The organism is Pseudomonas peli (assembly GCF_050563605.1).
Lineage (GTDB): Bacteria > Pseudomonadota > Gammaproteobacteria > Pseudomonadales > Pseudomonadaceae > Aquipseudomonas > Aquipseudomonas peli_A.
This window is the reverse complement of record NZ_JBNXUH010000016.1, coordinates 1-25860: the sequence shown is the minus strand read 5'-3', so window position 1 is coordinate 25860 and position 25860 is coordinate 1. Positions and strand designations below refer to the sequence as shown.

The 25860-nt window shown below is 60.5% G+C and carries 27 protein-coding genes and 1 pseudogene; 18 read left to right on the top strand and 10 right to left on the bottom strand.

Going from position 1 to position 25860, the window contains the following annotated elements:
• Positions 1 to 87: 87 nt before the first annotated feature.
• Positions 88 to 369, bottom strand: a complete 282-nt coding sequence (locus ACQ4LH_RS16945; RefSeq protein ID WP_430698287.1) for a hypothetical protein — start codon at positions 367 to 369, stop codon at positions 88 to 90.
• 148 nt (positions 370 to 517) lie between these two features.
• Between ACQ4LH_RS16945 and ACQ4LH_RS16940 the strand changes: the two genes are divergently transcribed.
• From ACQ4LH_RS16940 to ACQ4LH_RS16920, 5 genes are all read left to right on the top strand, one after another.
• On the top strand, positions 518 to 994 hold the full coding sequence (locus ACQ4LH_RS16940; protein ID WP_430698285.1) for a PaaI family thioesterase: 477 nt from the start codon (positions 518 to 520) through the stop codon (positions 992 to 994).
• Positions 991 to 1437: a PaaI family thioesterase gene (locus tag ACQ4LH_RS16935; protein WP_090386159.1), complete on the top strand. Its 447-nt coding sequence runs from the start codon at positions 991 to 993 to the stop codon at positions 1435 to 1437. The genes ACQ4LH_RS16940 and ACQ4LH_RS16935 overlap by 4 nt, the downstream gene beginning before the upstream one ends.
• Before the next feature lie 54 nt (positions 1438 to 1491).
• Complete coding sequence (locus ACQ4LH_RS16930; RefSeq protein WP_430698282.1) at positions 1492 to 2745, top strand: MFS transporter; 1254 nt, start codon at positions 1492 to 1494, stop codon at positions 2743 to 2745.
• A gap of 98 nt (positions 2746 to 2843) precedes the next feature.
• Positions 2844 to 4748, top strand: coding sequence for a molecular chaperone HtpG (htpG, locus tag ACQ4LH_RS16925; protein ID WP_430698280.1), 1905 nt, complete (start codon positions 2844 to 2846; stop codon positions 4746 to 4748).
• Between the two features lie 104 nt (positions 4749 to 4852).
• Positions 4853 to 5635, top strand: a complete 783-nt coding sequence (locus tag ACQ4LH_RS16920) for a dienelactone hydrolase family protein (protein ID WP_430698278.1) — start codon at positions 4853 to 4855, stop codon at positions 5633 to 5635.
• A 41-nt stretch (positions 5636 to 5676) separates the two neighbouring features.
• On the opposite strand, the gene ACQ4LH_RS16915 is transcribed toward ACQ4LH_RS16920, so the two are convergent.
• The 6 genes from ACQ4LH_RS16915 to ACQ4LH_RS16890 all read right to left on the bottom strand — a co-directional run bounded on the left by ACQ4LH_RS16915 (position 5677) and on the right by ACQ4LH_RS16890 (position 10270).
• Positions 5677 to 6468, bottom strand: a complete 792-nt coding sequence (locus tag ACQ4LH_RS16915; RefSeq protein WP_430698276.1) for a DUF4394 domain-containing protein — start codon at positions 6466 to 6468, stop codon at positions 5677 to 5679.
• Positions 6469 to 6766: 298 nt separating this feature from the next.
• Positions 6767 to 7480, bottom strand: a complete 714-nt coding sequence (locus ACQ4LH_RS16910) for an anti-sigma factor (protein ID WP_430698274.1) — start codon at positions 7478 to 7480, stop codon at positions 6767 to 6769.
• Positions 7477 to 8025: a sigma-70 family RNA polymerase sigma factor gene (locus ACQ4LH_RS16905; RefSeq protein ID WP_430698272.1), complete on the bottom strand. Its 549-nt coding sequence runs from the start codon at positions 8023 to 8025 to the stop codon at positions 7477 to 7479. The genes ACQ4LH_RS16910 and ACQ4LH_RS16905 overlap by 4 nt, the downstream gene beginning before the upstream one ends.
• 90 nt (positions 8026 to 8115) lie before the next feature.
• Positions 8116 to 8976, bottom strand: a complete 861-nt coding sequence (locus ACQ4LH_RS16900) for a pirin family protein (protein ID WP_430698270.1) — start codon at positions 8974 to 8976, stop codon at positions 8116 to 8118.
• A complete protein-coding gene (locus ACQ4LH_RS16895; RefSeq protein ID WP_430698268.1) occupies positions 8976 to 9374 on the bottom strand; it encodes an OsmC family protein in 399 nt (132 codons plus the stop codon). The genes ACQ4LH_RS16900 and ACQ4LH_RS16895 overlap by 1 nt, the downstream gene beginning before the upstream one ends.
• Positions 9371 to 10270, bottom strand: coding sequence for a substrate-binding periplasmic protein (locus tag ACQ4LH_RS16890; protein ID WP_430698266.1), 900 nt, complete (start codon positions 10268 to 10270; stop codon positions 9371 to 9373). Before ACQ4LH_RS16890 ends, ACQ4LH_RS16895 begins: the two co-directional genes overlap by 4 nt.
• A 77-nt stretch (positions 10271 to 10347) precedes the next feature.
• Here ACQ4LH_RS16890 and ACQ4LH_RS16885 point away from each other — a divergent pair, with 77 nt between their 5' ends.
• The 3 genes from ACQ4LH_RS16885 (at position 10348) to ACQ4LH_RS16875 (ending at position 13707) form a co-directional block, all read left to right on the top strand.
• The gene (locus ACQ4LH_RS16885) at positions 10348 to 11370 is read left to right on the top strand and encodes an amidohydrolase family protein (protein ID WP_430698264.1); all 1023 of its coding nucleotides are present in this window, start codon (positions 10348 to 10350) and stop codon (positions 11368 to 11370) included.
• A 62-nt stretch (positions 11371 to 11432) separates the two neighbouring features.
• Positions 11433 to 11897 carry a DUF3859 domain-containing protein gene (locus tag ACQ4LH_RS16880; RefSeq protein ID WP_430698262.1) on the top strand — a complete coding sequence of 155 codons (465 nt, stop codon included), beginning with the start codon at positions 11433 to 11435 and terminating at the stop codon, positions 11895 to 11897.
• A 184-nt stretch (positions 11898 to 12081) separates the two neighbouring features.
• Positions 12082 to 13707, top strand: a complete 1626-nt coding sequence (locus ACQ4LH_RS16875; protein WP_430698261.1) for a methyl-accepting chemotaxis protein — start codon at positions 12082 to 12084, stop codon at positions 13705 to 13707.
• Between the two features lie 76 nt (positions 13708 to 13783).
• Here the strand turns inward: ACQ4LH_RS16875 and fabB are convergent, their stop codons facing one another.
• The 3 genes from fabB to ACQ4LH_RS16860 form a co-directional block, all read right to left on the bottom strand.
• Positions 13784 to 15004: a beta-ketoacyl-ACP synthase I gene (gene fabB / locus ACQ4LH_RS16870; protein WP_430698259.1), complete on the bottom strand. Its 1221-nt coding sequence runs from the start codon at positions 15002 to 15004 to the stop codon at positions 13784 to 13786.
• 12 nt (positions 15005 to 15016) lie between these two features.
• Entirely contained in the window at positions 15017 to 15532 is a 516-nt protein-coding gene (gene fabA, locus ACQ4LH_RS16865; RefSeq protein ID WP_304867185.1) for a 3-hydroxyacyl-[acyl-carrier-protein] dehydratase FabA, read from the bottom strand.
• A 176-nt stretch (positions 15533 to 15708) separates the two neighbouring features.
• Complete coding sequence (locus ACQ4LH_RS16860; RefSeq protein WP_430698257.1) at positions 15709 to 17631, bottom strand: response regulator; 1923 nt, start codon at positions 17629 to 17631, stop codon at positions 15709 to 15711.
• 250 nt (positions 17632 to 17881) lie between these two features.
• On the opposite strand from ACQ4LH_RS16860, the gene ACQ4LH_RS16855 reads away from it, so the two are divergent.
• From ACQ4LH_RS16855 to ACQ4LH_RS16810, 10 genes and pseudogenes are all read left to right on the top strand, one after another.
• Positions 17882 to 18904 carry an NAD(P)H-dependent glycerol-3-phosphate dehydrogenase gene (locus ACQ4LH_RS16855; RefSeq protein WP_430698255.1) on the top strand — a complete coding sequence of 341 codons (1023 nt, stop codon included), beginning with the start codon at positions 17882 to 17884 and terminating at the stop codon, positions 18902 to 18904.
• A 34-nt stretch (positions 18905 to 18938) separates the two neighbouring features.
• The gene (locus ACQ4LH_RS16850) at positions 18939 to 19286 is read left to right on the top strand and encodes a DUF4389 domain-containing protein (protein WP_422581798.1); all 348 of its coding nucleotides are present in this window, start codon (positions 18939 to 18941) and stop codon (positions 19284 to 19286) included.
• A 25-nt stretch (positions 19287 to 19311) separates the two neighbouring features.
• On the top strand, positions 19312 to 19776 hold the full coding sequence (sixA, locus tag ACQ4LH_RS16845) for a phosphohistidine phosphatase SixA (protein ID WP_430698252.1): 465 nt from the start codon (positions 19312 to 19314) through the stop codon (positions 19774 to 19776).
• 114 nt (positions 19777 to 19890) lie between these two features.
• Positions 19891 to 21558: an AMP-binding protein gene (locus ACQ4LH_RS16840; protein ID WP_430698250.1), complete on the top strand. Its 1668-nt coding sequence runs from the start codon at positions 19891 to 19893 to the stop codon at positions 21556 to 21558.
• Positions 21559 to 21625: 67 nt separating this feature from the next.
• Positions 21626 to 22072, top strand: coding sequence for a hotdog fold thioesterase (locus ACQ4LH_RS16835; protein WP_430698248.1), 447 nt, complete (start codon positions 21626 to 21628; stop codon positions 22070 to 22072).
• A gap of 146 nt (positions 22073 to 22218) precedes the next feature.
• On the top strand, positions 22219 to 23028 hold the full coding sequence (locus ACQ4LH_RS16830) for an alpha/beta fold hydrolase (RefSeq protein ID WP_430698247.1): 810 nt from the start codon (positions 22219 to 22221) through the stop codon (positions 23026 to 23028).
• The gene (locus ACQ4LH_RS16825; protein ID WP_430698245.1) at positions 23025 to 23888 is read left to right on the top strand and encodes an alpha/beta fold hydrolase; all 864 of its coding nucleotides are present in this window, start codon (positions 23025 to 23027) and stop codon (positions 23886 to 23888) included. Before ACQ4LH_RS16830 ends, ACQ4LH_RS16825 begins: the two co-directional genes overlap by 4 nt.
• A 51-nt stretch (positions 23889 to 23939) precedes the next feature.
• Positions 23940 to 24602 (top strand): glutathione S-transferase family protein, encoded by a 663-nt coding sequence (locus ACQ4LH_RS16820; protein WP_430698243.1) that lies wholly within the window; start codon positions 23940 to 23942, stop codon positions 24600 to 24602.
• On the top strand, positions 24599 to 25411 hold the full coding sequence (locus tag ACQ4LH_RS16815) for a DUF4892 domain-containing protein (RefSeq protein ID WP_430698241.1): 813 nt from the start codon (positions 24599 to 24601) through the stop codon (positions 25409 to 25411). Before ACQ4LH_RS16820 ends, ACQ4LH_RS16815 begins: the two co-directional genes overlap by 4 nt.
• Positions 25412 to 25502: 91 nt before the next feature.
• Positions 25503 to 25860: pseudogene (locus ACQ4LH_RS16810) on the top strand (hypothetical protein); the annotation flags it as partial.

The following is a 25860-nucleotide window of genomic DNA, read 5'->3' as shown; positions in this document are numbered from 1 at the left end:
ACTTGGAGTTATCAAGTGAAACGAAGTTCCCGGCTGCAGAAAAACAAAGCCCGCGGGTAGACCGCGGGCAAGGTGAATCAGTAGCGGTTACTGATTGGTTTGATTGGTCGGCGCCGGAGTGATCGGGGCCGTTGGCACCGGCTCGTTTGCTTCCTCGGCTTCCTCCCGGTTTTCTTCAGCGCGTTCCCGGGCGGCTTCAGCTTCCAGCTTGGCCGCTTCATTACTTTGCTCGGTCGCGTCGTTCATCGATTCCTGTGCTTCCGATTGAGCCTCGCGGGCGTCTTCGCGCGTATCTTCGGAAGGCTTATCGCACGCGGCAAGACCCAGTGTGGCGGCTAGCATGAAGGCATAAGCGACTGTTTTCTGCATGGTGTTCTCCTTGGGAAAATGACATTACATATTTTCGAGAGAGCCAAGCGCCAATAAGTTCAGGTCATGTGAAGCGTATCCAAGTGTGCCGTTCACAGTGCTCGGCGTTATCATGCGCGGTTTTACGTAGGTATCTCGAGGCTTCATGATGAGCACCAACCCTGTTCTAGAGCGCGCCCAGCGCTTTCTCTCGGTACTGCGCCATTGCCAGGTGTTGGGCCTGCAGGTGCAGGATGCCACCGCTGAGGGCCTGACCCTGCGGTTGCCCTACAGCCCGCAGATTGTCGGCAACCCGGAAACCGGGGTGATCCATGGCGGCGCGATCACCACGTTGATGGACACCACCTGCGGCATTTCCACCGTGTGTGTGTTGCCTGAGTTCGAAATCTGCCCGACCCTCGACCTGCGCATCGATTACATGCGCCCGGCCGAGCCGAACAAGGATGTATTTGGTTTCGCTGAATGCTACCGGGTGACCGAGAACATCATCTTCACCCGTGGTTATGCCTACCAGGACAACCCCGACGAACCGATTGCCCATGTGGTCGGCGCGTTTATGCGCATGGGTAAACATGTGCAGAGCGGCAAACCGGTTACCAGCAGTGTTCAGGGAGGCAGCCAATGAGCACGCTAAACCTCAACCAGCTGGTGCGCGAAGCCCACGAGCAGAATAACTACGACCCACTGATCAGCCTGATTCCCTATGCCAAATTGCTTGGTATCGAGTGTCTGCGTCTTGGCGATGACATGGTGTTTCGCCTGCCGGCCAACCAGGACAATATCGGTAATCCGACCTTGCCTGCGCTGCATGGCGGGGTGATCGCCGGCTTTATGGAACACTCGGCGATGCTTCACCTGCTGATGTTTATGGGCATTCCACATTTGCCGAAAATCATCGACTTCTCGATAGATTACCTTCGCGCAGGCCATTATCGTGACACCTTCGTGCAATGCCAGGTGTGGCGACAGGGTCGCCGGGTCGCCAACGTGGCCATCACCGCCTGGCAAACCAACCAGACCGAGCCGATTGCCACGGCGCGGGCGCACTTCAAGGTCGATGAGCCTTGAGGTATGCCGGCCCGGCGGATAACCACTCGTTTAACCATCGCTAAGGAATACTGAATGGATGCGCTGCTGATTCTGGGTGGCTTGCTGCTGATACTCGCCGGGTTGGTCTGGCTGGTGATGCGCGCCTTTGCTACCGGCCTTCTGTGGGGCTGGGCCAGTTTCATCCCGCCGTTCACCTTGCTGTATGTGTTGCGTCACTGGCGTTCGGCGCGGCCGGCCGTGATATTGGCCTGTTTGGGGATTATTCCGCTGGTGGTCGGCCTGACGTTGTTGGCCAACCATGATGCGCAGCGTCTGGAGGCCATCCTCAGCCTCAAGTGGCTCAAGCCCGAGGTGCAGGCACCGGCCGAGCTGGCTATCGATCTGCGCGGCGAGTTGAATGGCCGGCCATTCGCGCCGCAACAGGCCGAGTTGCTCGATGGCGTATTGAGCTTGCGTGAGGGTCAGGATTTCTTCGCCCAGAGCGAGCTGGTGATCCGCCTGCCTAAAGTCGACAAGGGGCCGGTGCGGGTCGATGTGCTGCCGGCCGATGAAGGCATACTGCCGGAAGTGGAAATCAGCTGGTTACTGCCTGAGCAGGAGTTACCCGAAGCGCGGCGCTTGAGCCGTGGCTATACCCTGCATCTGGATCTGCAGCCGGTGCCGCCGAACAAGCTGGCCGGTGATTTCCACCTGGTACTGCCGCCGCAGTTCAAGACCACCCTGAGCGGCAAGCTTGAGCTGTTCCGCAACGGCCTGCGTTACCAGGGCGATAAAGTGGATCGCCAGTTCGACTCGGTCGATACCGTCAGCCACGTGATTCAGGACTACTTGGAGCGCCGCTTTGCCACTCGCCGGGTTGAGTTGCTGCCAATTGGCAACTTGAACTTCCCTCTGCAGAGGGTTGATCTGAACGTCCAGGCGCAGATAAACGGTGAACTGCAGCAGTTGCCGATCCTGCTGCAGAAGCAGGACAAACGTGGCTGGCAGGTCGCTGCCGATAGTTTTCCAGCATTGCCTAGCGCAGTTGCACCACCTGTTGCCGAAGCCAAACCGGCTGCAGTAGCGGCGGTTGTTCCGGAGCGAGTCAGCCGGCCTCTGGATCGGCGCGTGCGCTTCAGTCTCGACGGCTTGCTGCGCAGCCCCAACCGCTATGAAAACCTCAGCATGCGCGCGACCACCGAGCGCGGTAACAGCGCCGAGGGGCGTTTCCATGGTATCGACCAGGACGGGCGGATCATCCTGCGTCAGCGCATGAGCGGGCAGGGCGAGGTCAGCTACAGCCTGCTGCCGGAAGAGATTACCCGTATCGAGTTGCTTGAGCCCTGAGGCAAGCTGCAGCCAAACACTTGAAATCCCACAACATGCCCCCACCTGTATGACATCCGCCGCACTGCGGCTTCGTCAACAACGTGGAGTAAGAGAGCATGAGTGTGGAAACTCAAAAAGAAACCCTGGGCTTCCAGACCGAGGTGAAGCAGCTGCTTCACCTGATGATCCATTCGCTGTATTCGAACAAGGAAATCTTCCTTCGTGAGCTGATTTCCAACGCATCGGATGCCACCGACAAGCTGCGCTTCGAGGCGCTGGCCAAGCCGGAAATGCTCGAAGGCGGCGCTGACCTTAAAATCCGTGTCAGCTTCGACAAGGACGCCAAGACCGTCACCCTCGAAGACAACGGCATCGGCATGAGCCGTGAAGACGCGATCACCCACCTGGGCACTATCGCCAAGTCCGGTACCGCCGACTTTATGCAGCACCTGACCGGCGACCAGAAGAAGGATTCGCACCTGATCGGCCAGTTCGGCGTGGGCTTCTACTCGGCCTTCATCGTCGCCGACAAGGTTGATGTGTTCAGCCGCCGCGCCGGCAGCCCGGCCAGTGAAGGCGTGCATTGGTCGAGCAAAGGCGAGGGCGAGTTTGAAGTTGCCACCGTTGAAAAGCCTGAGCGCGGTACCCGTATCGTGCTGCACCTGAAAGCGGCTGAAGACGAGTTCGCCGATGGCTGGCGTCTGCGCAATATCATCAAGAAGTACTCCGACCATATCGCCTTGCCGATCGAATTGCCGAAGGAGTTCCACGGCGAAGAGAAGGACAAACCAGCGGAAGTCGAGTGGGAAACCGTCAACCGCGCCAGTGCCCTGTGGACTCGTCCGCGTACCGAGATCAAGGACGAGGAATACCAGGAGTTCTACAAACACATCGGCCACGATTTCGAGAACCCGCTGAGCTGGAGCCACAACAAGGTTGAGGGCAAGCTGGAATACACCTCGCTGCTCTACACTCCGGCGCGTGCGCCGTTCGATCTGTATCAGCGTGAAGCACCGCGTGGTCTGAAACTCTACGTGCAGCGTGTCTTCGTCATGGACCAGGCCGAGTCGTTTCTGCCGCTGTACCTGCGCTTTATCAAGGGTGTGGTCGACTCCAACGACCTGTCGCTGAACGTCTCCCGCGAGATCCTGCAGAAAGATCCGATCATCGACTCGATGAAGTCGGCGCTGACCAAGCGCGTGCTGGATATGCTGGAAAAACTGGCGAAGAACGAGCCCGAGCACTACAAGAGCTTCTGGAAGAACTTCGGCCAGGTGCTCAAGGAAGGTCCGGCAGAAGACTTCGCCAACAAGGAGAAGATCGCCGGCCTGCTGCGTTTTGCCTCTACCCGCACCGAAGATGGCGAGCAAAACGTTGGTCTGGGCGAGTACATCGCGCGCATGGCCGAAGGTCAGGACAAGGTTTACTACCTGACTGGCGAGTCCTACGCCCAGGTGAAGAACAGCCCGCACCTGGAAGTGTTCCGCAAGAAAGGCATCGAAGTACTGCTGCTCACCGACCGTATTGATGAGTGGCTGATGAGCTACCTGACCGAGTTTGGCGGCAAGCACTTTGTCGACGTGGCCCGTGGCGATCTGGACCTCGGCAAGCTGGATTCGGAAGAAGACAAGAAGGCTCAGGAAGAAGTCGCCAAAGCCAAAGAAGGCCTGGTTGAGCGTCTGAAAACCGCACTCGGTGAGCAGGTCGCTGAGGTGCGCGTATCGCATCGCCTGACCGACTCGCCGGCTATCCTGGCCATTGGTGAGCAGGACCTGGGCTTGCAGATGCGCCAGATTCTCGAAGCCAGTGGACAGAAGGTCCCGGAGTCCAAGCCGATCTTCGAATTCAACCCAAGCCACCCCCTGATCGAGAAGCTCGATGGTGAGGCCGATGAAGATCGCTTTGCCGACCTCAGCCATATCCTCTTCGATCAGGCCGCACTGGCTGCCGGGGATAACCTGAAAGATCCAGCCGCTTACGTGCAGCGTCTGAACAAGCTGCTGGTCGAGCTGTCTGCCTGACACCTGCCGTAAAGAATTAAGCCCGCGCAAGCGGGCTTTTTTCTTGGCGCGGCGCGCACAGAGGCTACTGTTGAGGACTACTCATTCAAGAGGGATTCGGGGCGATGAAAAAATCACTTTTACCCTTGGCGCTGGCCGGTCTGGTTGGTGTCGCCGAAGCTGCCGTGGTGGTTAAACCGGTGCCTTATGAGATCGACGGTGAAGCCTTCGAGGGTCTACTGATCTACGACGATGCGGTGACCACGCCACGTCCAGGCCTGCTGGTGGTGCCCAACTGGCTGGGCGTTACCGAGGATTCGGCGAAGAAGGCCGCCCGCGCTGCTGGCGATAAATACGTGGTGTTTATGGCCGACATGTACGGCAAGGCCGTGCGCCCGACCAATGCCGATGAAGCCAAGGCCGCTGCGACCCTGGTGCGTGGCGACCGGCCGCTGATGCGCAAACGTGCGCAAGCTGCCGTGGAGGTGCTCAAGGCGCAAACTGCGCAAGTGGCGCTGGATGTCAGCAAACTGGGGGCGATTGGTTTCTGCTTCGGTGGCGGTGCGGTGCTGGAACTGGCTCGCTCCGGCGCCGATCTGAAAGGCTTTGTCTCGTTCCACGGCAACCTGGATACGCCTAATCCGAATGACGCGCAGAACATCAAGGCGCCGGTTCTGGTTCTGCATGGCGCGGACGATCCGGCGGTGCCGCAGGAACAGGTCGATGGCTTTATTGCGGAAATGAAAGCGGCCAAAGCCGATTGGCAACTGGTCAGTTACGGCGGTGCGGTGCATTCCTTCACCAGCCCGGTGGCCAATGTGCCGGGGCGCAATGAGTACCACCCAGTGGTGGCCGCGCGCGCCTTCAAGGCCATGGATGATCTGTTTGCGGAAACCTTCGCCAAATAAGTAGCGAGCGGGAAGGCCGGGCGGCCTTCCCGCATGCGGATTTACATACCTGGTAACACGGCGATATCAATGATATTGCCCGGCAGGTCGGCAACTTCACCCAGGGTGGTCGGTTTACCCGTGGCCAGATCCAGGGTATGCAGCGTGGTGCCAGTCAGCAGGTAGGCGGTGTTGCCACCTTTGCCGTCGCTGGCGATATCCAGGGCCGCATTTTTCAGACCATCAACGATCTTGCCCACGGCTTGCTGAATGCCATCGTTCGGCGGGTTTTGCAGCATCAGGCTGCTGCTGGCCAGGTCGACGTTATACAGCGCGGTGGCCTGGGTGCCGGCATAAGCGTTGTTGTAGGCACCCGCTACTACCTGGGCGCTTTTACCGGCGTAGGGGCCTTCTGCGGCGTAGGCCACGCTGCCATCGACTACCACTTCACCGGTCTCGACATTGACGCGAAAACTGGTGCCATCGGCAGCGAGCATGCGCAGCTTATCGGCGACCGGATTGAAGTCGATGACCGCCTGGCCGCTACCTGGCAGCTGCTTGTTCAGACTGGCGACCTTGCTGGCTGCGCCAGTGGCCAGGTCCAGGGTGTAAAGCTGATTGTCGCTGCCTAGCGCATAGAGCATGCCGTTGGCCGGGCGCACATCGATGCCGCGCAGCGGGCTTGGGCTGCTGGCAGCCATGTTTGCGGTGATTTTCTGGCTGGCGCTGTCGATCTTGAACAGCTGACCGTCGGCACCCAGTGCCAGCAGCGTGGCCGCGCTGGCAGTGCCGGCGGCAAGGCTGAGGGTGGCAGTGGCAACGGCGGTGGTCAGCAGGGTATTGAGCCTGTTCATAAGCGTCCTCTCATCTGTAGTAATCCAGCATCGATGCAAGGCTGGCTAAGAACCTGCTCACGATCTGCTGCGCGTCGGCCCTACTGCGTTAAAAACAAGCTCGGACTGCTCATTTACAGTTCGTAAACTCCGCGTCCTCGCTTGTTTTCGCCTTGTATGGCTCTAGCTCGCTAGACCGTGAACAGGTTCTAAGGTCCGCCTTGCAGGTGCCTCGATGAAACACCTGATAGCTATACCCACGAGAGAACGTCTGGATGTCGCCGCCGGAAAATAAATTCGGCGGCGTGCTTAAACCCTGTCAGTTGGCCGAGGCCATCACCGCGCGGCCGATATACAGCACCTTGCCGGTTGGTCGATCCTTCGGCGAGCCGCCTGCCGGTTCCAGGGTCAGTTCGAACAGCTGGCCGGTTTGTACCGGGCCAATCTGTTCGGCAGACAGCTGCAGCGGTTTACCCGGTTCGACCAAGCCCAGGGAGCGTGGGCCGATGGCTGGATCGATCAGTGTCCAGAACTGCACCGAGCGGTCGGCCGGGATTTGATCTTCCAGCAGTGGTTGCAGGCGCAAACCACCTTCGCCATCGACATGCACCACCCAGCCGGGCTTGGCTGCTTCACCCGGGGCTTGCAGCACCACGGTGTAGCTATCTCCAGCCATGTCTGTGCGCCAGAGGTTAGGCAGCAGCGCGACGATCAAGGCAAGCGCCAGGGCGGCGCTGGTAAGTCGCCAGGTGGTCAGGCTTTGCCACCAGGTCAGCCAGCTGTTTACCCGGCTTACGGCTGGTGTCAGGCCGAGGCTGTCCTGCAGGCGTTGCCATAACTGCGCAGAGGGTGTTTGCGGCGGCAGCTGATCGCTCAGTTCGAGAAAGTGCTGTTGCCATTGCAGGGCCATTTGCGCGGCTTCGCTGTCGTGCTCGATCAACTCGCGCACCTCAGCGGTTTCGGCTTCGTCGAGCAGGCCCAGGACGTATTCGCCGATCAATGCGCGGCGTTCGGCAGGTTGCTGCGTAATCATGCTTGCAAACACTCCTGCAGTGCGCGCAAACCGGCGCGGATACGGCCCTTGATGGTGCCCAGCGGCGTAGTCAGGCGGTTGGCAATCTGTTCATGGGTCAGGCCGCGATAGAAGGCCAGCAGGATCGGGTGACGGCGGTTGCGTTCGATACTTTGCAGGCAGCGGCGCAGTTGCCGTTGTTCGCCCTGTTGCTCGAGCAGTTCGGCAGCCTGTGGGCTGTCGTCGGCGGCGCGCTCGATAAAGTCGTCATCCATCTCCACCGTGCGACCACGGCTGCGCAGCTGATTCAGCGCGCGGTAGCGCAGGATGCTGTAGATCCACGCACGGCCGCTGCCAAGCGCTCGTTGAAAACGCTGGGCGTTGCGCCAGATCTGCACAAAGGCATCGTGCACGCAGTCCTCAGCTTGATCACGGCGGCCGAGCAGGGTGATGGCCAACCCGAGCATTTGCGCAGCCTCCTGTTGGTAGAGCGCCTGGAATGCGCGGTCGTCCTGCCGGGCGCAGGCTTCCAGATGGCTTTCGTAATCAAACAGCGGCTGCGCCATGCACTGGGTTCCTGAGTGTGTGAGCGTGCCAAGGGTTATACCCGAGCACCTGCGCTTTGGATGTCTCGGGAGTGCAACAAATCTTCTCCGTCAGCGCGGCAGCTCGATGCGCTCGGTCTCGCCTGGGACTGTTGGCCAGTCCTCTGCGGCCCAGCGCTGGCGGGCTTGGTCGATCAGCGCCGGGTCGCTGGCAACGAAGTTCCAGTTGATCCGCCGTGGACCAATCGGCGCGCCGCCAATCAGCACCAGATGGCTCTCGCTGCATGCGCTGAGGGTGTAGGTTTCGCCTTCGGGTAGCACCAGCATGCCGCGCAGCGGCAGTTGCTGATCGTCCAGTGTGGCCTCGCCGTCAATCAGGTACAGCGCGCGTTCGGCATGCTCCGCAGGAATCTGCAGCGCGCTGCCTGCGGCCAGCTTGATCTCGGCATAGATAGTGGGCGACAGCACTGGCACTGGTGATTGCAGGCAGAAACCGGTGCCGGCAATCAGGCAGATGTCCACGCCCATGCTGGTGCTGCGCGGCAGGCTGTCGGCGGGGTGGTGGCTGTAGCTGGGCTCGCCTTGTTCCTCAGCGGCGGGCATGGCCAGCCAGACCTGCAGGCCATGCATGTGCGAGCCACTTTCCCACAGAGCCTGCGGGGTTCGCTCAACATGCGCCACGGCACGGCCTGCGGTCATCCAGCTAACTTCGCCGGGGCTGACCAGTTGATTCGAGCCGAGGCTGTCCCTGTGCTGCAATTGCCCCTTGAACAGGTAGGTGAGGGTGGACAGGCCGATATGCGGGTGCTGGTTGATATTCATGCCGCTGCCGGCCGGGTAGGTGTTTTCCAGAATATGGTCGAAGAACACGAACGGCCCGACGCTGCGGCACTTGGCCGAGGGTAGGGGACGCAGGATAGGTTGTCCGCCGAGGTTTTCCGGGCGCGGCTGGATCAGCAGAAAGTCGCTCATTACGCCTCCTCGCGCAGCTGGGTGCTGACCTGAACTTCGCTGCTGGTCATCAGCTTGTGGATCGGGCATTTATCGGCGACGCGCAGCAGCTGCTGGCGCTGCGCGTCATCCAGTGCGCCGTGCAGGGTCAGTTCGACATCCAGGCGGTAGATGCCTTGGCGCTCCTGGCTGTCATCGCGCTTGAGCTTCACGTCGAGGCCTTCCAGCGGTAAGCCGCGCTGTTTGGCATACAGCGCCAGAGTCAGCGCCTTGCACGCGCCCAACGCAGCGTCGAACAGGTCATGGGGTTCGGGGCCAGCACCTTCACCGCCCAGTTCCACCGATACGTCGCTGTGCAGGGTGTGCGGGCCGATGCTGATGCGCTGCAGCAGGCCTTTTTCGTTACTGATGCTGATCATTTGAGCTCCTTGGGCTGAAACCATAATTCTTTACGGGCAAATGGTGTGGCAGGGGGCAAGTCAGGGTTGTGCAGTTCGATGATGCGCCGCTTGTGCAGGTTGGCCTGGCGCAACGTGTCGCCGTGGTACTGCTCGAACAGGCGCTGAAAACTGCCATCGGCAATCATCGCTTCTAGGCCGCGCTCAATATCGGCAGCCAGATCCTGGCGGTTGCGTGAGGTGAAAAAATAGAACGCAGTTGGGTAATGTAGAACCAGTTGACTGTCGATGCTCAGCTTAAGCCCGCTTTCCGCCGCGCGCGCCTGCTCCTGCCAGGCCACCACAACTTCGCGGGGGAATAGGTCGAAGCGCCCTGCGGCGAGCATCTGGAACAAGCCGCGATAGTGCTGGCTGGTGACTACTTTCAGGCCATTGGCACGCAGGATCGCGGTGTCCGGCCAGTCGTGGCGTTGGCCGAAGCTGAAGCGCTTGAGCTCATCGAGGCTTTGTACCGAAGCCAGCTGCTCGGTAGCGTTGCTACGTTGCATCAGTACACGCCAGCCGATCAGGCCGCGGTAGATCGGGATGCGGATTGGCAGCAGGCGTTCTTCACGCTCGCGGGTAGTCATGGTCCACATCACCTGCACGCTTTTGCTGTCGTGCTCGATGGCCAGCAGCGCGCGGCTTTGCGCCATGGGCACCGGGGTGGGCTGCAGTTGGTAACGCCCGGGTGTACGTTCCAGCGCCGCCATCAGCAGCGCCAGGGCATAGGCTTCTGGCTCGATACCGTCCGAGTGCAGCGGGTAGTTCAGCTGTTCTGCCGCATGGACTGGTGGCAGATTGAAAAGGGCGAGAATCAGCAGTGCCTGCAGGTAGTTTGGCCAGGTGCGTTGCTGATGTGTCGGGGTTGAAGCCATTGCAGCAATCCTGGTTTCTGAACTAGACCTCAGTGTAGTGAGTCAATTGTGCTCACGTCTTCAAGGAGGATTGGGGTTTGAAGCGACTTGCATTGAGTCTTGCTGTTTTAGTCACCGTTTGCAGCCCGTTGGTGCTGGCCCGCGATTACCGCTTCAGCGATGCGCATCTGCACTACGTCGATTTCTTTCAGGAAAGCGCGGGCATGACCGAGCTGTTCGAGCAGATGGCCGCTGGCAATATCGAGCATGTGATGCTCTCGGGCATTCCGGTGGCGAAGAAGTGGCATGAGGACGAGCCCAAGCGCCCACGTTACTACGCCGGCGATGATGCCAATGCCTATTGGTACAGCGCCACTGATGTACTGGTGGCGCATGCCTATAAGCAGGTACCCGCCGAGCAGCGCAAGCGCCTGCACCCGTTTCTCTCCGGCTTCAACCCGAACGACAAGAATGCCGATGCACATATCCGCCGCATGCTCGAACTCGACCCCGGCCTGTGGCAAGGCATTGGCGAGGTTTTCACCCGACATGACGACCTTACTGCACTGATCCATGGCGATGCGCCGCGGGCTAACAACGAGGCCCTGGCGCGGGTCTTTCACCTGGCTGCCGAATACGACCTGCCGGTGATGCTGCATTCCAACATCACCTCCAAGCGCGAGCGCAATCCGCTCTACCTGCAGGAGATCGAGGACCCGCTGCGCAACCATCCGCATGTGCGGTTTATCTGGGCGCATGCCGGCACCAGCATGGAAATCCATCGGCATCAGGAGAAACTGGATTTCCTCCTGCCCACGCTTGAGCGGATGCTCAAGCAGTACCCCAATCTGTATATCGATCTGTCCTGGACCGTGCTCCAGCCGTACCTGTTGGATGCCGACGGCAAGCCTGATCCGGCCTGGGTGAAACTGGTCAGCAGTTACCCGGCGCGTTTTATGCTCGGCTCCGATGTGGTCGGTCGCTTCACTAGCTTGTCGGACTATATGAACGGTTTTAAACCGTTTCTCGACGCCTTGCCGGAGGATGTTGCCCATCAGGTGGCACGCGATAACTTCCTTGCGGTGTTGCCGCGCCGGGTGCAGGCCGAGCTGTTGGAGTAAGGCTGTCATAGCCCTGTCACACGGGTGTCATAGGCTCGCGCCATCTAAAAAAGGAGCGCGACATGCAATACACCCGTTTCAGTGCCCTGGCCGCACTTGTGTTGATCAGCAGCCTGGCGCAGGCCGAAGTCCGGGTAGAAGGCCCGGTTGAGTACGGCGTTTTCGCCAGCGATTATCAGGACTTCCAGGAAGGTGAGCGGGTGCTGACCCGCAGTAATCAGCAGATCGAACCTGGCGAGGTGATTCCTGCCAAGCTCGGCACCAAATTCGGCCTGCGCTACAGCCTGGCCGGCAAGGTCGCCGAGGACTCGCCGCTGACCCTGCTGTACCTCACCCCCGGAGTGGTGACCCCGCAAGGCACCCGGCATGACAAATTCGTCGTGACGCAAAAGCTGGTTCCTGGCGCGCCGCTGGATGTAATGGCCTTCGAATTCACCGAAATGCATGAAGTTGTGCCAGGTGAATGGCACTTTATGGTGTTCCAGGATGACCGCAAGTTACTTGAGCAGCGGTTTATCGTGCGCTGAGTTATCCGGCGTCGTTATCGCAAACCCGAGCCATTGCTCGGGTTTTTTTATGATCAAAAGATCAAGATGACTGTCTATAGGTCGATAGCTGTACCTGTAGGTGCTGGCCGAGGGACGTAGGCAAGCAAAAGCCTGATGGCCATATGCACCTCTATAACGCTTCAGACCGTAAAGGACTGCCGTAATGACCCTAAGAAACCTCAATATTGCGCCCAGAGCGTCGCTGAGCTTTGGCTTGGTAGCGCTGCTGGTCCTGATACTCGGCAGCTTTTCGCTGCTGCAGATGGCTGAAATGAATAAGCAGTCCGATGAGATAAACGGAAATTGGCTGCCAAGTATTCTGAGCCTGGGCGAAATGAATCAGGATGTTCTGCGTATGCGGGCATTGACCTTGCGTTTGATGCTGAATAGTGAAGAAGCCGCAACCAAGCAAAATATGGCACGTATTGATGAACTCGCCAGCAAGATGGACGTCGCGCAAAACCGTTATGAAGCACTGATAGCCAGTGACGATGAGAAGGCTCTTTTCGAGCGCTTTAAACAGGCTGAAAACAATTATCTTCAGGAGCAGCGCAAGATATTAGCAGCGGTGCGTCAGGGGGATCTGGACGCTGCCTTGGCAGTGGCGAATGGCTCACTTAACGGTCATGCCGACAGCATGGCCAAGGCGTTGACTGATCTTTCAGTGCTAAACCGCACAGGGGCTACCGCTGCGTCTGAAGCGGCCGACGCCGTATTTGCCAGCGCACGTTTTTGGGTGATGGCGATGATCGCATTGGCGCTTGTTCTCACGGTGATTCTGGCGCTGATGCTGACGCGCAGCATCGTCGCGCCGCTTACCGAGGCGGTGCGGGTTGCCGAAGTGGTGGCGAGCGGTAACCTGACTCAGTCAATCGATGTGCAGGGCAGTGATGAGCCGGCACGCTTGCTGGGCGCCTTGAAAAGCATGCAGCAGAGCCTGCGTAACACCATCCAGAATATTTCCGACTCCTCCACGCAGCTGGCCTCGGCGTCAGAAGAGCTCAGTGCGGTGACCGAGGATTCGACCCGCGGCTTGCACCAGCAGAACAATGAAATCGAGCAGGCGGCTACAGCAGTCAACGAAATGACCAGTGCCGTGGAAGAGGTGGCGCGTAACGCCGTCAGCACCTCTGAAGCTTCCAGCGAGTCCAACCGTACGGCGCAGCATGGCCGCGAGCAGGTACGCCAGACTGTGGAATCGATCAGCCACCTGGCTGATGACGTGACCCATACCGCCACCGAAGTTGAGCAGCTGGCGGGCCAGGTGCGTGATATCAGCAAGGTGCTGGACGTGATCCGTTCGATTGCCGAACAGACCAATCTGCTGGCGTTGAACGCGGCAATTGAAGCGGCGCGGGCCGGTGAAGCCGGGCGCGGTTTTGCCGTGGTGGCCGATGAGGTACGTGCCCTGGCGCACCGTACTCAGCAGTCGACGCGGGAGATCGAGCAGATGGTCAGCGGCATTCAGCAGGGCACCGACAAAGCGGTCAACGCCATGCAGAACAGCAACACCCGCGCCCGCTCGACCCTGGATATAGCCAAGGCTGCGGGCCAAGCGTTGGATGAGATTGCCGCCGCGATTTCGCAGATAAATGAACGTAACCTGGTGATCGCCAGCGCATCGGAAGAGCAGGCCCAGGTGGCCCGCGAAGTCGACCGTAACCTGGTGAATATCCGTGACCTGTCGATGCAGTCTTCGGCTGGGGCTAACCAGACCAGTGCGGCCAGCCAGGAGCTATCACGCCTGGCTGTGGACTTGAATGCACTGGTGGCGCGCTTCTCGGTCTAATCAAGGCAACGGCAGCCACAATAAAAAGGCCACCCCGAGGGGTGGCCTTTTTATCTTGCAAACAAACGGCTTGGGCTTATTTGCCAGCCCAGCGCTTGAGTACCAGGGTGGCGTTGGTGCCGCCGAAGCCGAAGCTGTTGCTCATTACGGTGTCGAGCTTGGCGTTCTCGACGGTGCTGCGCTGGATCGGCAGGTCGGCGATTTCCGGGTCGACCTCGTCGATGTTGACCGAGCCGGCGATAAAGTTGCCTTCCATCATCAGCATGCAGTAGATCGCTTCCTGTACGCCGGCGGCGCCCAGGGAGTGACCGGACAGGCTCTTGGTCGAGCTGATGGCTGGCGCCTTGGCACCGAATACTTCACGCACTGCGCGGCTTTCCGCGACGTCGCCGACCGGAGTCGAGGTGCCGTGGGTGTTCAGGTAGTCGATTGGTGTATCGACGGTAGCCAGGGCCTGCTGCATGCAGCGCACAGCGCCTTCACCGCTTGGGGCGACCATGTCATAGCCGTCGGAGGTGGCGCCGTAACCGACGATTTCCGCATAGATCTTGGCGCCACGCTTGAGGGCGTGTTCCAGTTCTTCGACCACAACCATGCCGCCACCGCCGGCGATGACGAAACCGTCACGCTTGGCGTCGTAGGCACGGGAGGCTTTCTCCGGGGTTTCGTTGTACTGGGTGGAGAGGGCGCCCATGGCGTCGAACAGGAAGCTCTGGCTCCAGTGCTCTTCTTCACCTCCGCCGGCAAACACGATGTCCTGTTTGCCCAGCTGGATCTGCTCCATGGCATTACCGATGCAATGGGCACTGGTGGCGCAGGCCGAGGAGATCGAGTAGTTGACCCCCTTGATCTTGAACGGCGTGGCCAGGCAGGCGGACACGGTGCTGCCCATGGTGCGCGGTACGCGGTACGGACCGACGCGCTTGACGCCTTTCTCGCGCAGGATGTCCATGGCCTCCATCTGGTTGAAGGTCGATGCGCCGCCGGAGCCTGCGATCAAACCCACACGAGGGTTGGAGATTTCTTCCGCGCTCAGATTGGCATCCTTGATCGCCTGCTCCATGGACAGGTAGGCGAAGGCTGCGGCATCACCCATAAAGCGATAGACCTTGCGGTCGATCAGCTCTTCCAGGTTCAGCTCAACCGAGCCGGATACCTGGCTGCGTAGGCCCATTTCTGCATAGGCAGGGTTGAAGCGGATGCCTGACTTGCCAGCACGCAGGTTGGCCGAGACGGTGGCTTTGTCATTGCCCAGGCAGGAAACGATGCCCAGGCCGGTAATCACGACGCGACGCATGCGATGAGTCCTTTAGAAATTGTCGGTAGAGGTGAACAGGCCAACCCGCAGGCCTTCGGCGCTGTAGATTTCGCGGCCATCAACGCTGACGGTGCCATCGGCAATAGCCAGGACCAGGGAGCGGGCGATGGTGCGTTTGATATGAATGTTGTAGGTGACTTTCTTGGCGGTCGGCAGGACCTGGCCGAAGAACTTCACTTCGCCCGAACCGAGGGCGCGGCCACGGCCGGGGTTGCCCTGCCAGCCGAGGTGGAAACCCACCAGCTGCCACATGGCATCAAGGCCCAGGCAGCCTGGCATCACCGGATCGCCTTCGAAATGGCAGGCGAAAAACCACAGATCAGGAGTGATATCGAGCTCGGCGACTATTTCGCCCTTGCCGTACTTGCCGCCGGTGTCGCTGATGTGGGTGATGCGATCGATCATCAGCATGTTCGGCGCGGGCAGTTGCGCATTACCTGGGCCGAATAGTTCGCCGCGACCGCAAGCGAGCAGTTCTTCCCGGGTGAAGGCGTTTTGTTTGGTCATGCGAGCTCCTCAATATGTCCCATGCGCCAAGGCTGGGCGAATCGTCCTGGCTGGCGGCGCAGTCTGCTGCGCCTGCCAACAGCCTAGTCATAGACTGTTGCGTTGTGGTGAAAGTCACAGCCTTGTGAGTACAGTTGTACTCCGCTCTCGTTGGCCTGTCATAGCGCCCATGCTCGTTAGCCTGCAGCAGTTGAGTCCTCTTGACTACCCGTCGAAGGTCGAGGGGGCAGCCAGCGCTGCAGGATTCGTTGCAAATCTGCCCGTTTAAAGGGTTTTGCCAGGTAGTCATTCATGCCCGATTGTAGGCAAGCCTCGCGGTCGCCCTGCAGGGCGTTGGCGGTCAGGGCGATGATCGGCAATTCAGCGCAGCCGGGCAGGCGGCGGATCTGCCGAGTGGCCTCGTAGCCATCCATGATTGGCAGGCGGCAATCCATCAGAATCGCTGAATAATGCTGCTGGCTAACCTGGTGCACCGCCTGGGCGCCATCGCCAACCAGGCTGACCTGATAGCCCAGGCTGCGCAGCATGGCCTCGATAACGGTCTGGTTGACCGGGTTGTCTTCCACCAGCAGCACTGGCTGGCCGTTGCCCTGGTCAGCAGGCAGCGAGGTGTCGCTGACAGCCGGTGCGACCTGCTGGGAAAACGGCAATGGCACTTCCAGGGTAAATATCGAGCCTTGGCCCTCTTGGCTGACCGCACGCAGGGTGCCGCCCATGCGCTCGGCGAGGGTGCGAGCAATGGGTAAACCCAGCCCGGTGCCGCCGTAACGTCTTGAAATAGAAGTGTCGGCCTGCTGGAAGGCATCGAACATATGTTCCAGCCGCTCGGGGGAGATACCGATGCCGCTGTCGTGTACCGAGCAGCTGAACCACAGCACCTGGTTGTCCAGCGCTTGCCAGGTGCTTTGCACGCGGATGCTGCCGCTTTCGGTGAACTTCAGGGCATTGCCGATCAGGTTGACCAGAATCTGCCGGATCCGCGTCGGGTCACCCTGTACCTGCAGTTGCTCCAGGCCGCTCTGGGTATCCAGCAACAACTGCAGGCCGCGCTGTTGGGCGCTGTGCTGGAACACCTGAATCGAGCTTTGCAGCAGATCGAGCAGGCTGAAGGGGATGCGCTCCAGTTCCAGCGCGCCGCGTTCGATGCGCGAGAAGTCGAGAATATCGTTGATGACTTTCAACAGATGCTCGGTGGACTCGGTAGCCAGTGCCGCGTACTCCGCCTGCTCCTGGGTCATTTCCGTGGTTTCCAGCAGCTGCAGCATGCCCAGCACACCATTCATAGGCGTACGCAACTCGTGGCTCATCATGGCCAGGAAGTCAGATTTGGCGCGGTTGGCCAGCTCCGACTGCTCGCGGGCCTGAATCAGCAGGGTCATGGCCCGCTGCTGTTCTTCACTGGCGCTGGCCAGGCCGTGGGCGAGGTTGTTGATATGCCGGGCCAGAGCCTGCAACTCACCTTCACCGACTTCAGGCAGGGTGGTCTGGTAGTTGCCGGCCTGGATCGCGCTGACGGCTTCACCCATTGCGCTGAGTGGTTGCGACAGATGGCGGGCCAGGCGCCGGGCGAGAATAAAAGTCAGGGCTAGGGCGAACAGAGCGAGCAGGGTGGCTTTGAAAAGGATTTCCTGCTGGCGGGTGTTGAAGGCATCGTTGGACATGCCCACCACCACATAGCCCAGGTAGTCATCGTTGAGTGTCTGCTGCGTGGGATTGTTCAGCGCCGCGCGTTGCAGATGAATGGGAGCCTGGAATACCTCGACCTGGCTACTGGCGTGGCCGCTGCCCGGCGTCTGTTCGACGTAGACGAGAATCTTGCCGGTGTGATCGCGTACTTCCAGAAAGCGCACATGCGGGGTCTTCAACGTGGCTTGCAGTAGGGCGTCGAGAACATCGAGGTTGCCGGAAATCACCCCGTAGGTGCTGGCCGGGGCCAACTGGCTGGCGATCAGCTGGCCGTTGTGGTTGAGCTCCTGACGCAGGTCCTGTAGGCGGGCAAAGGTGAAGAATCCGGTGAGCAGCAGGGTCAGCAACAGGGCGGGGCCGACACTGATCAGTTGGGTACGGGTATGGATATTCCAGCCGCGGCGCAGAATCATCGGGCCACTCCGCTGCTGCGCAGAACTTGCGAGCGCTGGAGGGCTGGCCGGCTTTTCGCGGTTTCAGGGTGAAGCCGGGCTTGGGTGTTGTCGATCACGCCACAACCTTGTTTGCGTTTGAAAGTCTGCATGTTAACTGAGCTGCTTGGCTTTGCCAGTGCTAGCCAACCTGCTAAAAGCTGGCTGCGTACGGGTGTCGCCGTATAATGCGAGCGATTCGCCACTTTCAATGGTTTACCACGGATACGTTATGACTGATCAGCAACCCATCGCAGTGCTCGGCGGCGGTAGCTTCGGCACTGCGATTGCTAATTTGCTGGCCGAAAATGGCCAACAGGTTCTGCACTGGATGCGCGACCCACAACAAGCCCAGGCGATTCGGCTGACCCGTGAGAATCCGCGTTACCTCAAAGGGATCAAGATTCACCCAGGCGTTGACCCGGTAACCGATCTGAGTGCGACCCTGAATGCCTGCCAGCTTATTTTCGTAGCCTTGCCCTCCAGCGCGCTGCGCCAGGCGTTGCAGCCGGTGGCTGAGTTGCTGAGCGGCAAATTGCTGGTGAGCACCACCAAGGGCATCGAGGCGCAGAGTTTTCTGCTGATGAGCCAGATTCTCGAAGACATTGCCCCGCAGGCGCGCATTGGCGTGCTGTCCGGGCCGAACCTGGCGCGTGAAGTAGCCGAGCATGCGCTGACTGCGTCGGTCGTCGCCAGCGAGGACGAAGACCTCTGCCAGCAGGTGCAGGCCGCGCTGCACGGGCGTACCTTCCGCGTGTACGCCAGTGGCGACCGTTTTGGCGTCGAGCTGGGTGGCGCGCTGAAGAACGTTTACGCGATTATCGCCGGCATGGCGGCAGCCATGGGCATGGGCGAAAACACCAAGAGCATGTTGATTACTCGCGCCCTGGCGGAAATGACTCGTTTTGCGGTCAAACTGGGCGCCAATCCCATGACCTTCCTCGGCCTGGCCGGTGTGGGCGATCTGATCGTCACCTGCTCCTCGGCGAAAAGCCGCAATTACCAGGTCGGTTTCGCCCTCGGCGAGGGCTTGAGCCTAGAGGATGCCGTGGCGCGTCTGGGCGAAGTGGCGGAAGGGGTGAACACCATCAAGGTGCTGAAGACCAAAGCCGAAGAGTTGCAGGTCTATATGCCTCTGGTAGCTGGCCTACACGCCATTCTGTTCGAAGGGCGCACGCTGAATCAGGTGATCGGCGCACTGATGAGCGGCGAGCCGAAGACCGACGTCGACTTTATTCCTACCACCGGTTTCTGAGTTTTACCTTTCTAGACCCTGCAAGGAGATGAGCATGAGTGATGACAATCAGGAACTGCAGCGCGAATCGATTCTGCTGCGCATCCTCTGGATGGTGATCTTTACCATCGTCTGGCAACTGGCGGAAATCCTCCTGGGCGCAGTGGTGTTGCTGCAGCTGGGTTATCGCCTGTTTTACGGTGCGCCGAATGCTGGCTTGCTGGGTTTTGGTGACAGCCTGAGCCAGTACCTGGCGCAGATCGGCCGCTTTGGCACCTTTAATAGCGATGAAAAGCCATGGCCGTTTGCCGACTGGCCAACCCCGCAAGCGCCGCAAGGTGAGACGCCGCACAGCATTCCGCCGGCGGCCCACCCGGTGCGTGACGAAGAGCCGAAGCTTTGAGTCGTCGGCTTATCGGGTTAAGCCTGTGAAGCTCTGGCTACTGCGCCACGGTGAAGCCGAACCGACTGCGCGCACTGATGCCGAACGCAACCTGACTGTCTATGGTCGGCAGCAGGTGCGCGAGGCGGCTGCGCAGTTGCTGGGCCGACCGTTGCAGGCCGTACTGGTCAGCCCCTATGTACGGGCGCAGCAGACGGCCGATCTGGCCTGCGAAGTCTTGGCCTTTAGCGGTATCCGGCAGACCGTGCCCTGGCTAACGCCGGAGAGTGATCTGCGCCAAACGCTACGGGAACTGGACGGCTATGCCTTCGATGAGCTGCTGCTGGTCACTCATCAGCCGCTGGTTGGCGCCTTGGCGGGCCTGCTAATACACGGCCATCGCCAGCAACCGCTGCCGATGAACACCGCCAGTCTGGCGTTGCTGGAAGGTGATGAACTGGCTGCTGGGTTGATGGAATTGTCTGCCCACAAGCATCCAAGCCGTTCCTGACGCCTCACTACACACCGAAACATTTCTCCTCTTGCGGGCCGCCTTTGTGCGTGGAATAGTCAAACCAAGCAATTGCTTGGTTGGCTCCACAAAAACAACAAAGGAGGAAGCCCTGTGGCTGATGCAATCCGTTTGCCGCTTGAGGTGTTTTATGAGCGTGAGGCTCGGCACCCGAATAAACGCTACATGGTGCAGCCGCTGCCGGGCGGTCAGCTGCAGGAACTGAGCTGGGCCGACGTCGGCGAGCAGGCGCGCCGTGCGGCCAACTGGCTGCGTAGCCGCGAACTGCCGCAGGGCAGCCGCATTGCGATCATTTCCAAGAACTGCGCGCACTGGATCGTCACCGACCTGGCGATCTGGATGGCCGGGTACGTCTCGGTGCCGCTCTATCCCAATCTCACCGCCGAGTCTGTCGGTCAGGTGCTGCGCCACTCCGAGGCGGCGCTGGTGTTTGTCGGCAAACTGGACGATTGGCCGGCCATGGCCCCTGGTGTGCCGCAGGATGTGCCGACCATCGGCCTGCCACTGCGTCCGCAGGGCGAGTTCAGTTTTACCTGGGATGACCTGCAGGCCTGCACGCCGATTCAGGACAACCCCAAGGCGGCCGCCGATCAGCTCGCCACCATCATCTATACCTCCGGTACCACCGGCACGCCGAAAGGGGTGATGCATCACTTCAGCAATTTCGGCTTTGCCGCCAGCCACGCCACTGAGCTGTTTGGTGTTGGCGAGAATGACCGGGTGCTGTCCTACCTGCCGCTGTGCCACGTGGCCGAGCGCATGTTTGTCGAGCTGGCATCGATCTACGCCGGGCAAACGATCTTCTTTGCCGAAAGCCTGGATACCTTCCTTGAAGACCTCAAGCGCGCGCGGCCAACCGTGATGTTTGGCGTGCCGCGGATCTGGACCAAGTTCCAGATGGGCGTCTATAGCAAGATGCCGGCGGAGAAGCTGGATTTCCTGCTCAAGCTGCCAATTATCGGCCGCATCGTCGGCAAAAAGGTGCTGGTCGGCCTGGGCCTGGATGCCGTGCGTTATGCGCTGTCTGGCGCGGCGCCGGTGCCTGAAGCGCTGCTCAACTGGTACAAGCGCCTGGGCCTGGATGTGCTTGAGGTGTACGGCATGACCGAGAACTGCGGTTACTCGCATGTGTGCCGGCCGGGCAAGTTCAAACAGGGCTGGATCGGCCAGAACAGCCCAGGCGTGGAAGTACGGATTGCCGAGGATGGCGAAGTACAGGTGCGCAGCGGCGCGACCATGCAGGGTTACTACAAGGATCCGGAAAAAACTGCGGAAACCATCACCCCGGATGGCTTCCTGCGCACTGGCGACAAGGGCGAACAGGATGCCGAGGGCAACCTGCGCCTGACCGGGCGGATCAAGGAAATCTTCAAGACCAGCAAAGGCAAATACGTTGCCCCGGCGCCGATTGAAAACCGCCTGGGTGAGCACTCGCGTATTGAGCAGGTGTGTGTGGTCGGCGATGGCATGGCCCAGCCCATGGCGCTGTGTGTGCTCTCTGATGTGGGTCGCAGCGAAGCCCTCAACGGCGCGCGTGGCGAGCTGGAAAACAGCCTGAAAAAGCTGCTGGAAGAGGTCAATCAACGCCTCGACAAGCACGAGCGCCTGCAGCGCCTGGTGCTGGTCAAAGAGGTGTGGGCGGTGGATAACGGCTTTCTCACGCCTACCCTGAAGATCAAGCGCGCGGTGGTTGAAGGCACCTATGGCGAACGCTTCGACGAGTGGACCGCTCGCAGCGAAGCGGTACTCTGGCACGAGTGATCAGGCGTGTGGCCGGCATGCAGTGTGTCGGCCACGTTCTGGCTGAATCGACCCTAAAGGACTGACTATGGCCCTCTGGCAGCAAACCCCGAATCTCGAACAGCTCAACGCGTTTCTGAAAAACACCATCGGCGAGCAACTGGATATCCGCTTTGACGCCTTCGACGACGAGTCGCTTACCGCCAGCATGGTGGTCGACGCGCGCACTCATCAACCCTACGGCCTGTTGCATGGTGGCGCGTCGGTGGTACTGGCGGAAACCCTCGGTTCCACCGCCAGCCATCTGTGCATCGACAGCAGCAAGTTCTACTGCGTCGGCCTGGAAGTGAACGCCAACCACCTGCGTGGCTTGCGCAGCGGTCGGGTCACAGCGGTCGCCCGCGCCGTGCATCTGGGGCGTACCACTCATGTATGGGACATCCGCCTGAGCGGTGAAGATGGCAAGGCCAGCTGCATTTCCCGGCTGACCATGGCCATTGTGCCGCTGGGTGAGAACGGCCCGGCGCTGCGTTAATCCGCAAAACCCGTCACTGCCGCTCCGGCTGGCGGGCCTCCCATCAGGTTTGGCTATAGTGCCGTCATTCACTGGCCGTTTTGTCATTGCTGCATCTCAAACACTGCCGGACAATCATTGGCAACTTTCCAGATAAGCCCGCCGCCATGACCCAGTCCGTGTTCTTCGCCCATGCCAACGGCTTTCCCTCGGCCACTTACGGCAAGTTGTTTGCCGCGCTGGCACCTGACTATTCGGTGCAGCACCTGGAGCAGCATGGCCATGACCCGCGTTTTCCGGTGAATGACAACTGGAGCAACCTGGTCGATGAGCTGATCCATCACCTTGAAGCCAACCAGCAGCCGGTATGGGGTGTTGGTCATTCGCTGGGTGGTGTGCTGCATTACCATGCCGCCTTGCTGCGCCCCGAGCTGTACCTGGGCGTGGTGATGCTTGATTCGCCGGTGCTGACCCTGGCCGACAAGATGGTTATTCGCGCCGCCAAACGCTTCGGCTTTATCGACCGCATTACCCCGGCCGGGCGCACCCTGGGCCGGCGTGAGGAGTTTGTCGACCTGGCCGAGGCGCGCGGTTATTTCGCCGGTAAAGGCCTGTTCCGACGCTTCGATCCCGAATGCCTGGATGCCTATGTGCAACACGGGCTGCAAGCGGCGGGCAATAACCTGCGCCTGCGTTTTGATCCAGCCACGGAAATCAGCATCTACCGCAGCGTGCCGCACACCAGCCCGGGTCGTCCGCAGCAGCTGAAAGTGCCGCTGGCCATGGTTCGCGGTCGTCACAGTCGGGTGGTTATGCCACATCACGCCCATCTGGTGCGGCGCGTGCCGAAAGGCGAGTACCTGACGCTGCCCGGCGGCCATATGTTTCCCCTGGAACGTCCGCAGGACACCGCCGAACTGCTGAAAAAGCTGTTCCAGCGCTGGGCCGGGCAACCTGCAAGCGAGCAAAGTGCATGAGCCTGAATTTCGAAGAAGTCCGTCTGCGTCTACCGCATATCGAGCTGGCCGCTCACCTGTATGGCCCCGAAGACGGCGTGCCGGTGATTGCCCTGCATGGCTGGCTGGACAATGCCGCAAGCTTTGCCCGCCTGGCGCCACTGCTGCCGGGGCTGCGCATCGTCGCCCTGGATTTTGCTGGCCACGGCCATTCCGATCACCGCCCGCCAGGTGGCAGTTACGCTATCTGGGACTATGCCCACGACGTGCTGCAGGTCGCCGAGCAGTTCGGCTGGCAGCGTTTTTCCCTGCTCGGTCATTCCATGGGCGCGATTGTTTCGGTACTGCTGGCTGCGGCGATGCCGGAGCGTATCGAGCGCCTGGCACTGATTGATGGGCTGATTCCCTATACCGGCGAGCCGGACACGGCGCCGCAGAAACTCGGCGAAGCGCTCAAGGCGCAGCTGGCTCTGGCCGGCAAGAGCAAGCCGGTATACGCGGAGTTTGCTCGCGCCGTGGAAGCACGGATGCGTGGCGTCGGTGCAGTCAGTCGTGAAGCCGCCGAGTTGCTCGCCCAGCGCGGCCTGATGCCGGTGCCTGGTGGCTACACCTGGCGCACCGACAGCCGCTTAACGCTGCCATCGCCGCTGCGTTTGACCCACGCCCATGCGCTGGCGTTTGTGCGTAACCTGCAATGCCCGGCCAAACTGGTGATGGCGCAGCAGGGCATGCTGCTCGCGCAGCCGAGCATTACTCAGCTAGTCGAGGGCCTGGCCATCGAGGTGGCACAGTTGCCTGGCGGCCATCATCTGCACCTGGATGACGACGTGGGCGCGTGCTTGGTAGCAGACTGTTTCAAAGCTTTCCTGGGCGCGCCTTGACTTGCTAAAGGCAACTGGGGAAAGGTGTGGGCGATACCCACGGAGATTCGCATGATCGACCTGTATACCGCCGCCACTCCCAACGGCCATAAAGCGTCCATCGCACTGGAAGAGTTGCAACTGCCGTACACCGTGCAGGCTTTGAGTTTCGACAAGCAGGAACAGAAGGCTGCGGCCTTTCTCAAGATCAATCCCAATGGCCGTATTCCGGCGATTGTCGACCGCGGCAATGATGATTTCGCCGTGTTCGAGTCCGGCGCCATCCTTCTATATCTCGCTGAGAAAACCGGCCAACTGCTGCCCAGCGACGCCAAAGGCCGCTCGCGGGTGATCCAGTGGCTGATGTTCCAGATGGGCGGGGTCGGCCCGATGCAGGGCCAGGCCAATGTGTTCTTCCGCTATTTTCCGGAGAAGCTGCAGGGCCCAATCGACCGTTATCAGCATGAAACCCGCCGTCTTTATGAAGTGCTCGACACGCGCCTGAGCGAGTCGCAGTACCTGGCCGATGACTACAGCATCGCCGATATCGCCACCTATCCCTGGGTACGCATTCATGACTGGGCCGGCGTCTCGGTTGATGGTCTTGAGCATCTGCAGCGCTGGATGGCTGAGCTGGCCGCGCGTCCTGCAGTGCAACGCGGTTTGCTGGTGCCGCAGCGCGAAGCAGACGGCGAAAAAGTCGTCAAAGCCGCGCAAGCGATGTTGATCAAATGAGCCGCCTTAATGGTTACTGCCTCGGCCTGAGCCTGCTGCTGGCCAGTGCCGTTGCCTGGGCAGACGTTGCTGGCAGCCAGGACCTGGAAGTGCTGCCGCGTTTCGCCGGGAGCAAGATTGTCAGCTTCAAGGATGTTGCCGAGCAGGAGCGTATTTACCCGCAAGGGGCGATTCGCCGTATTAGCGGCACCCTGCGTTACGAGCGCGAAGTGGCCGCCCAGGGCCAGTTGACCGCCCTGACCTATGAGCTGCCGCGCACCCACTCAGCCAATGAGGTATTCGCCAAGGCCCGGGGCGAACTGCAAGCCCAGGACGCCGAGTTGCTTTACTGGTGCGTGGGCCGTGAGTGCGGCTCAAGCAGCCTGTGGGCCAATGCGGTATTTACCAATGCCACTCTGACCGGCTCCGATGACCAGCAGACCTATGCACTGCTGCGTCTGGCCGAACCGCGCCAGGATAGCCTGCTGGCGCTGTACAGCATCACCCGTGGCAACAAGCGCGCTTACCTGCATGCCGAGTTGCTGACGGCCAATGCGCCGTTGGGTGAAGTGTTGCCGACCCCAGCCACCCTGCAGCGGCAGCTGAAAAGCACCGGTGAACTGCGTCTGGCCAAGCAGGTCGAACCCAGCGCTGCCTGGACCGAACTGCTGGCGCGTAGCCTCAGACTCGACAGCACCTTGCGTGTCACCATCAGCGGCGCACAAGCCGAAGCCTGGCGCGATGCGCTGGTTGAGCAACGGGTGCGCGCCAGCCGCCTGGAGCTGGGTGACGCAGATGTGAGCGGCGTACAACTCAACGTGCTGCGCTAAGACGCCACTGTCGGTACTCTTGTCGTTATTAATTGATCCGGCTCTGTCCCTCGTGGCAGAGCCTTTTTGCGTTGTGCAGGGAGCTGGTTGAATGGCCAATAACGATCGTTTGCTGGTGCAGATACTGCTGCTGGTCTTGCTGGGTGCCAGCCTGTGGGTGTTGGCACCGTTCTGGTCGGCGCTGTTCTGGGCCGCAGTGTTGTCGTTTGCCAGCTGGCCGGTGATGCGCGTGCTGACGCGCCTGCTCGGCGGCCGTCAGGCGCTGGCCGCAGGTCTGCTGACCCTGACTTGGACCGTGGTAGTGGCGGTGCCGKTGGTGGTGCTCCGGCTTCCACCCCGCGGGGCACATCMAAAAAGTCACCGCCCTTCTCMAANGAWTTTCCGGGNCGRCGGGSTGCCGCCCGCACCCCCCCCGCCTGGCCSGCGKACCMCCSGKTKGGGGGGGCCCG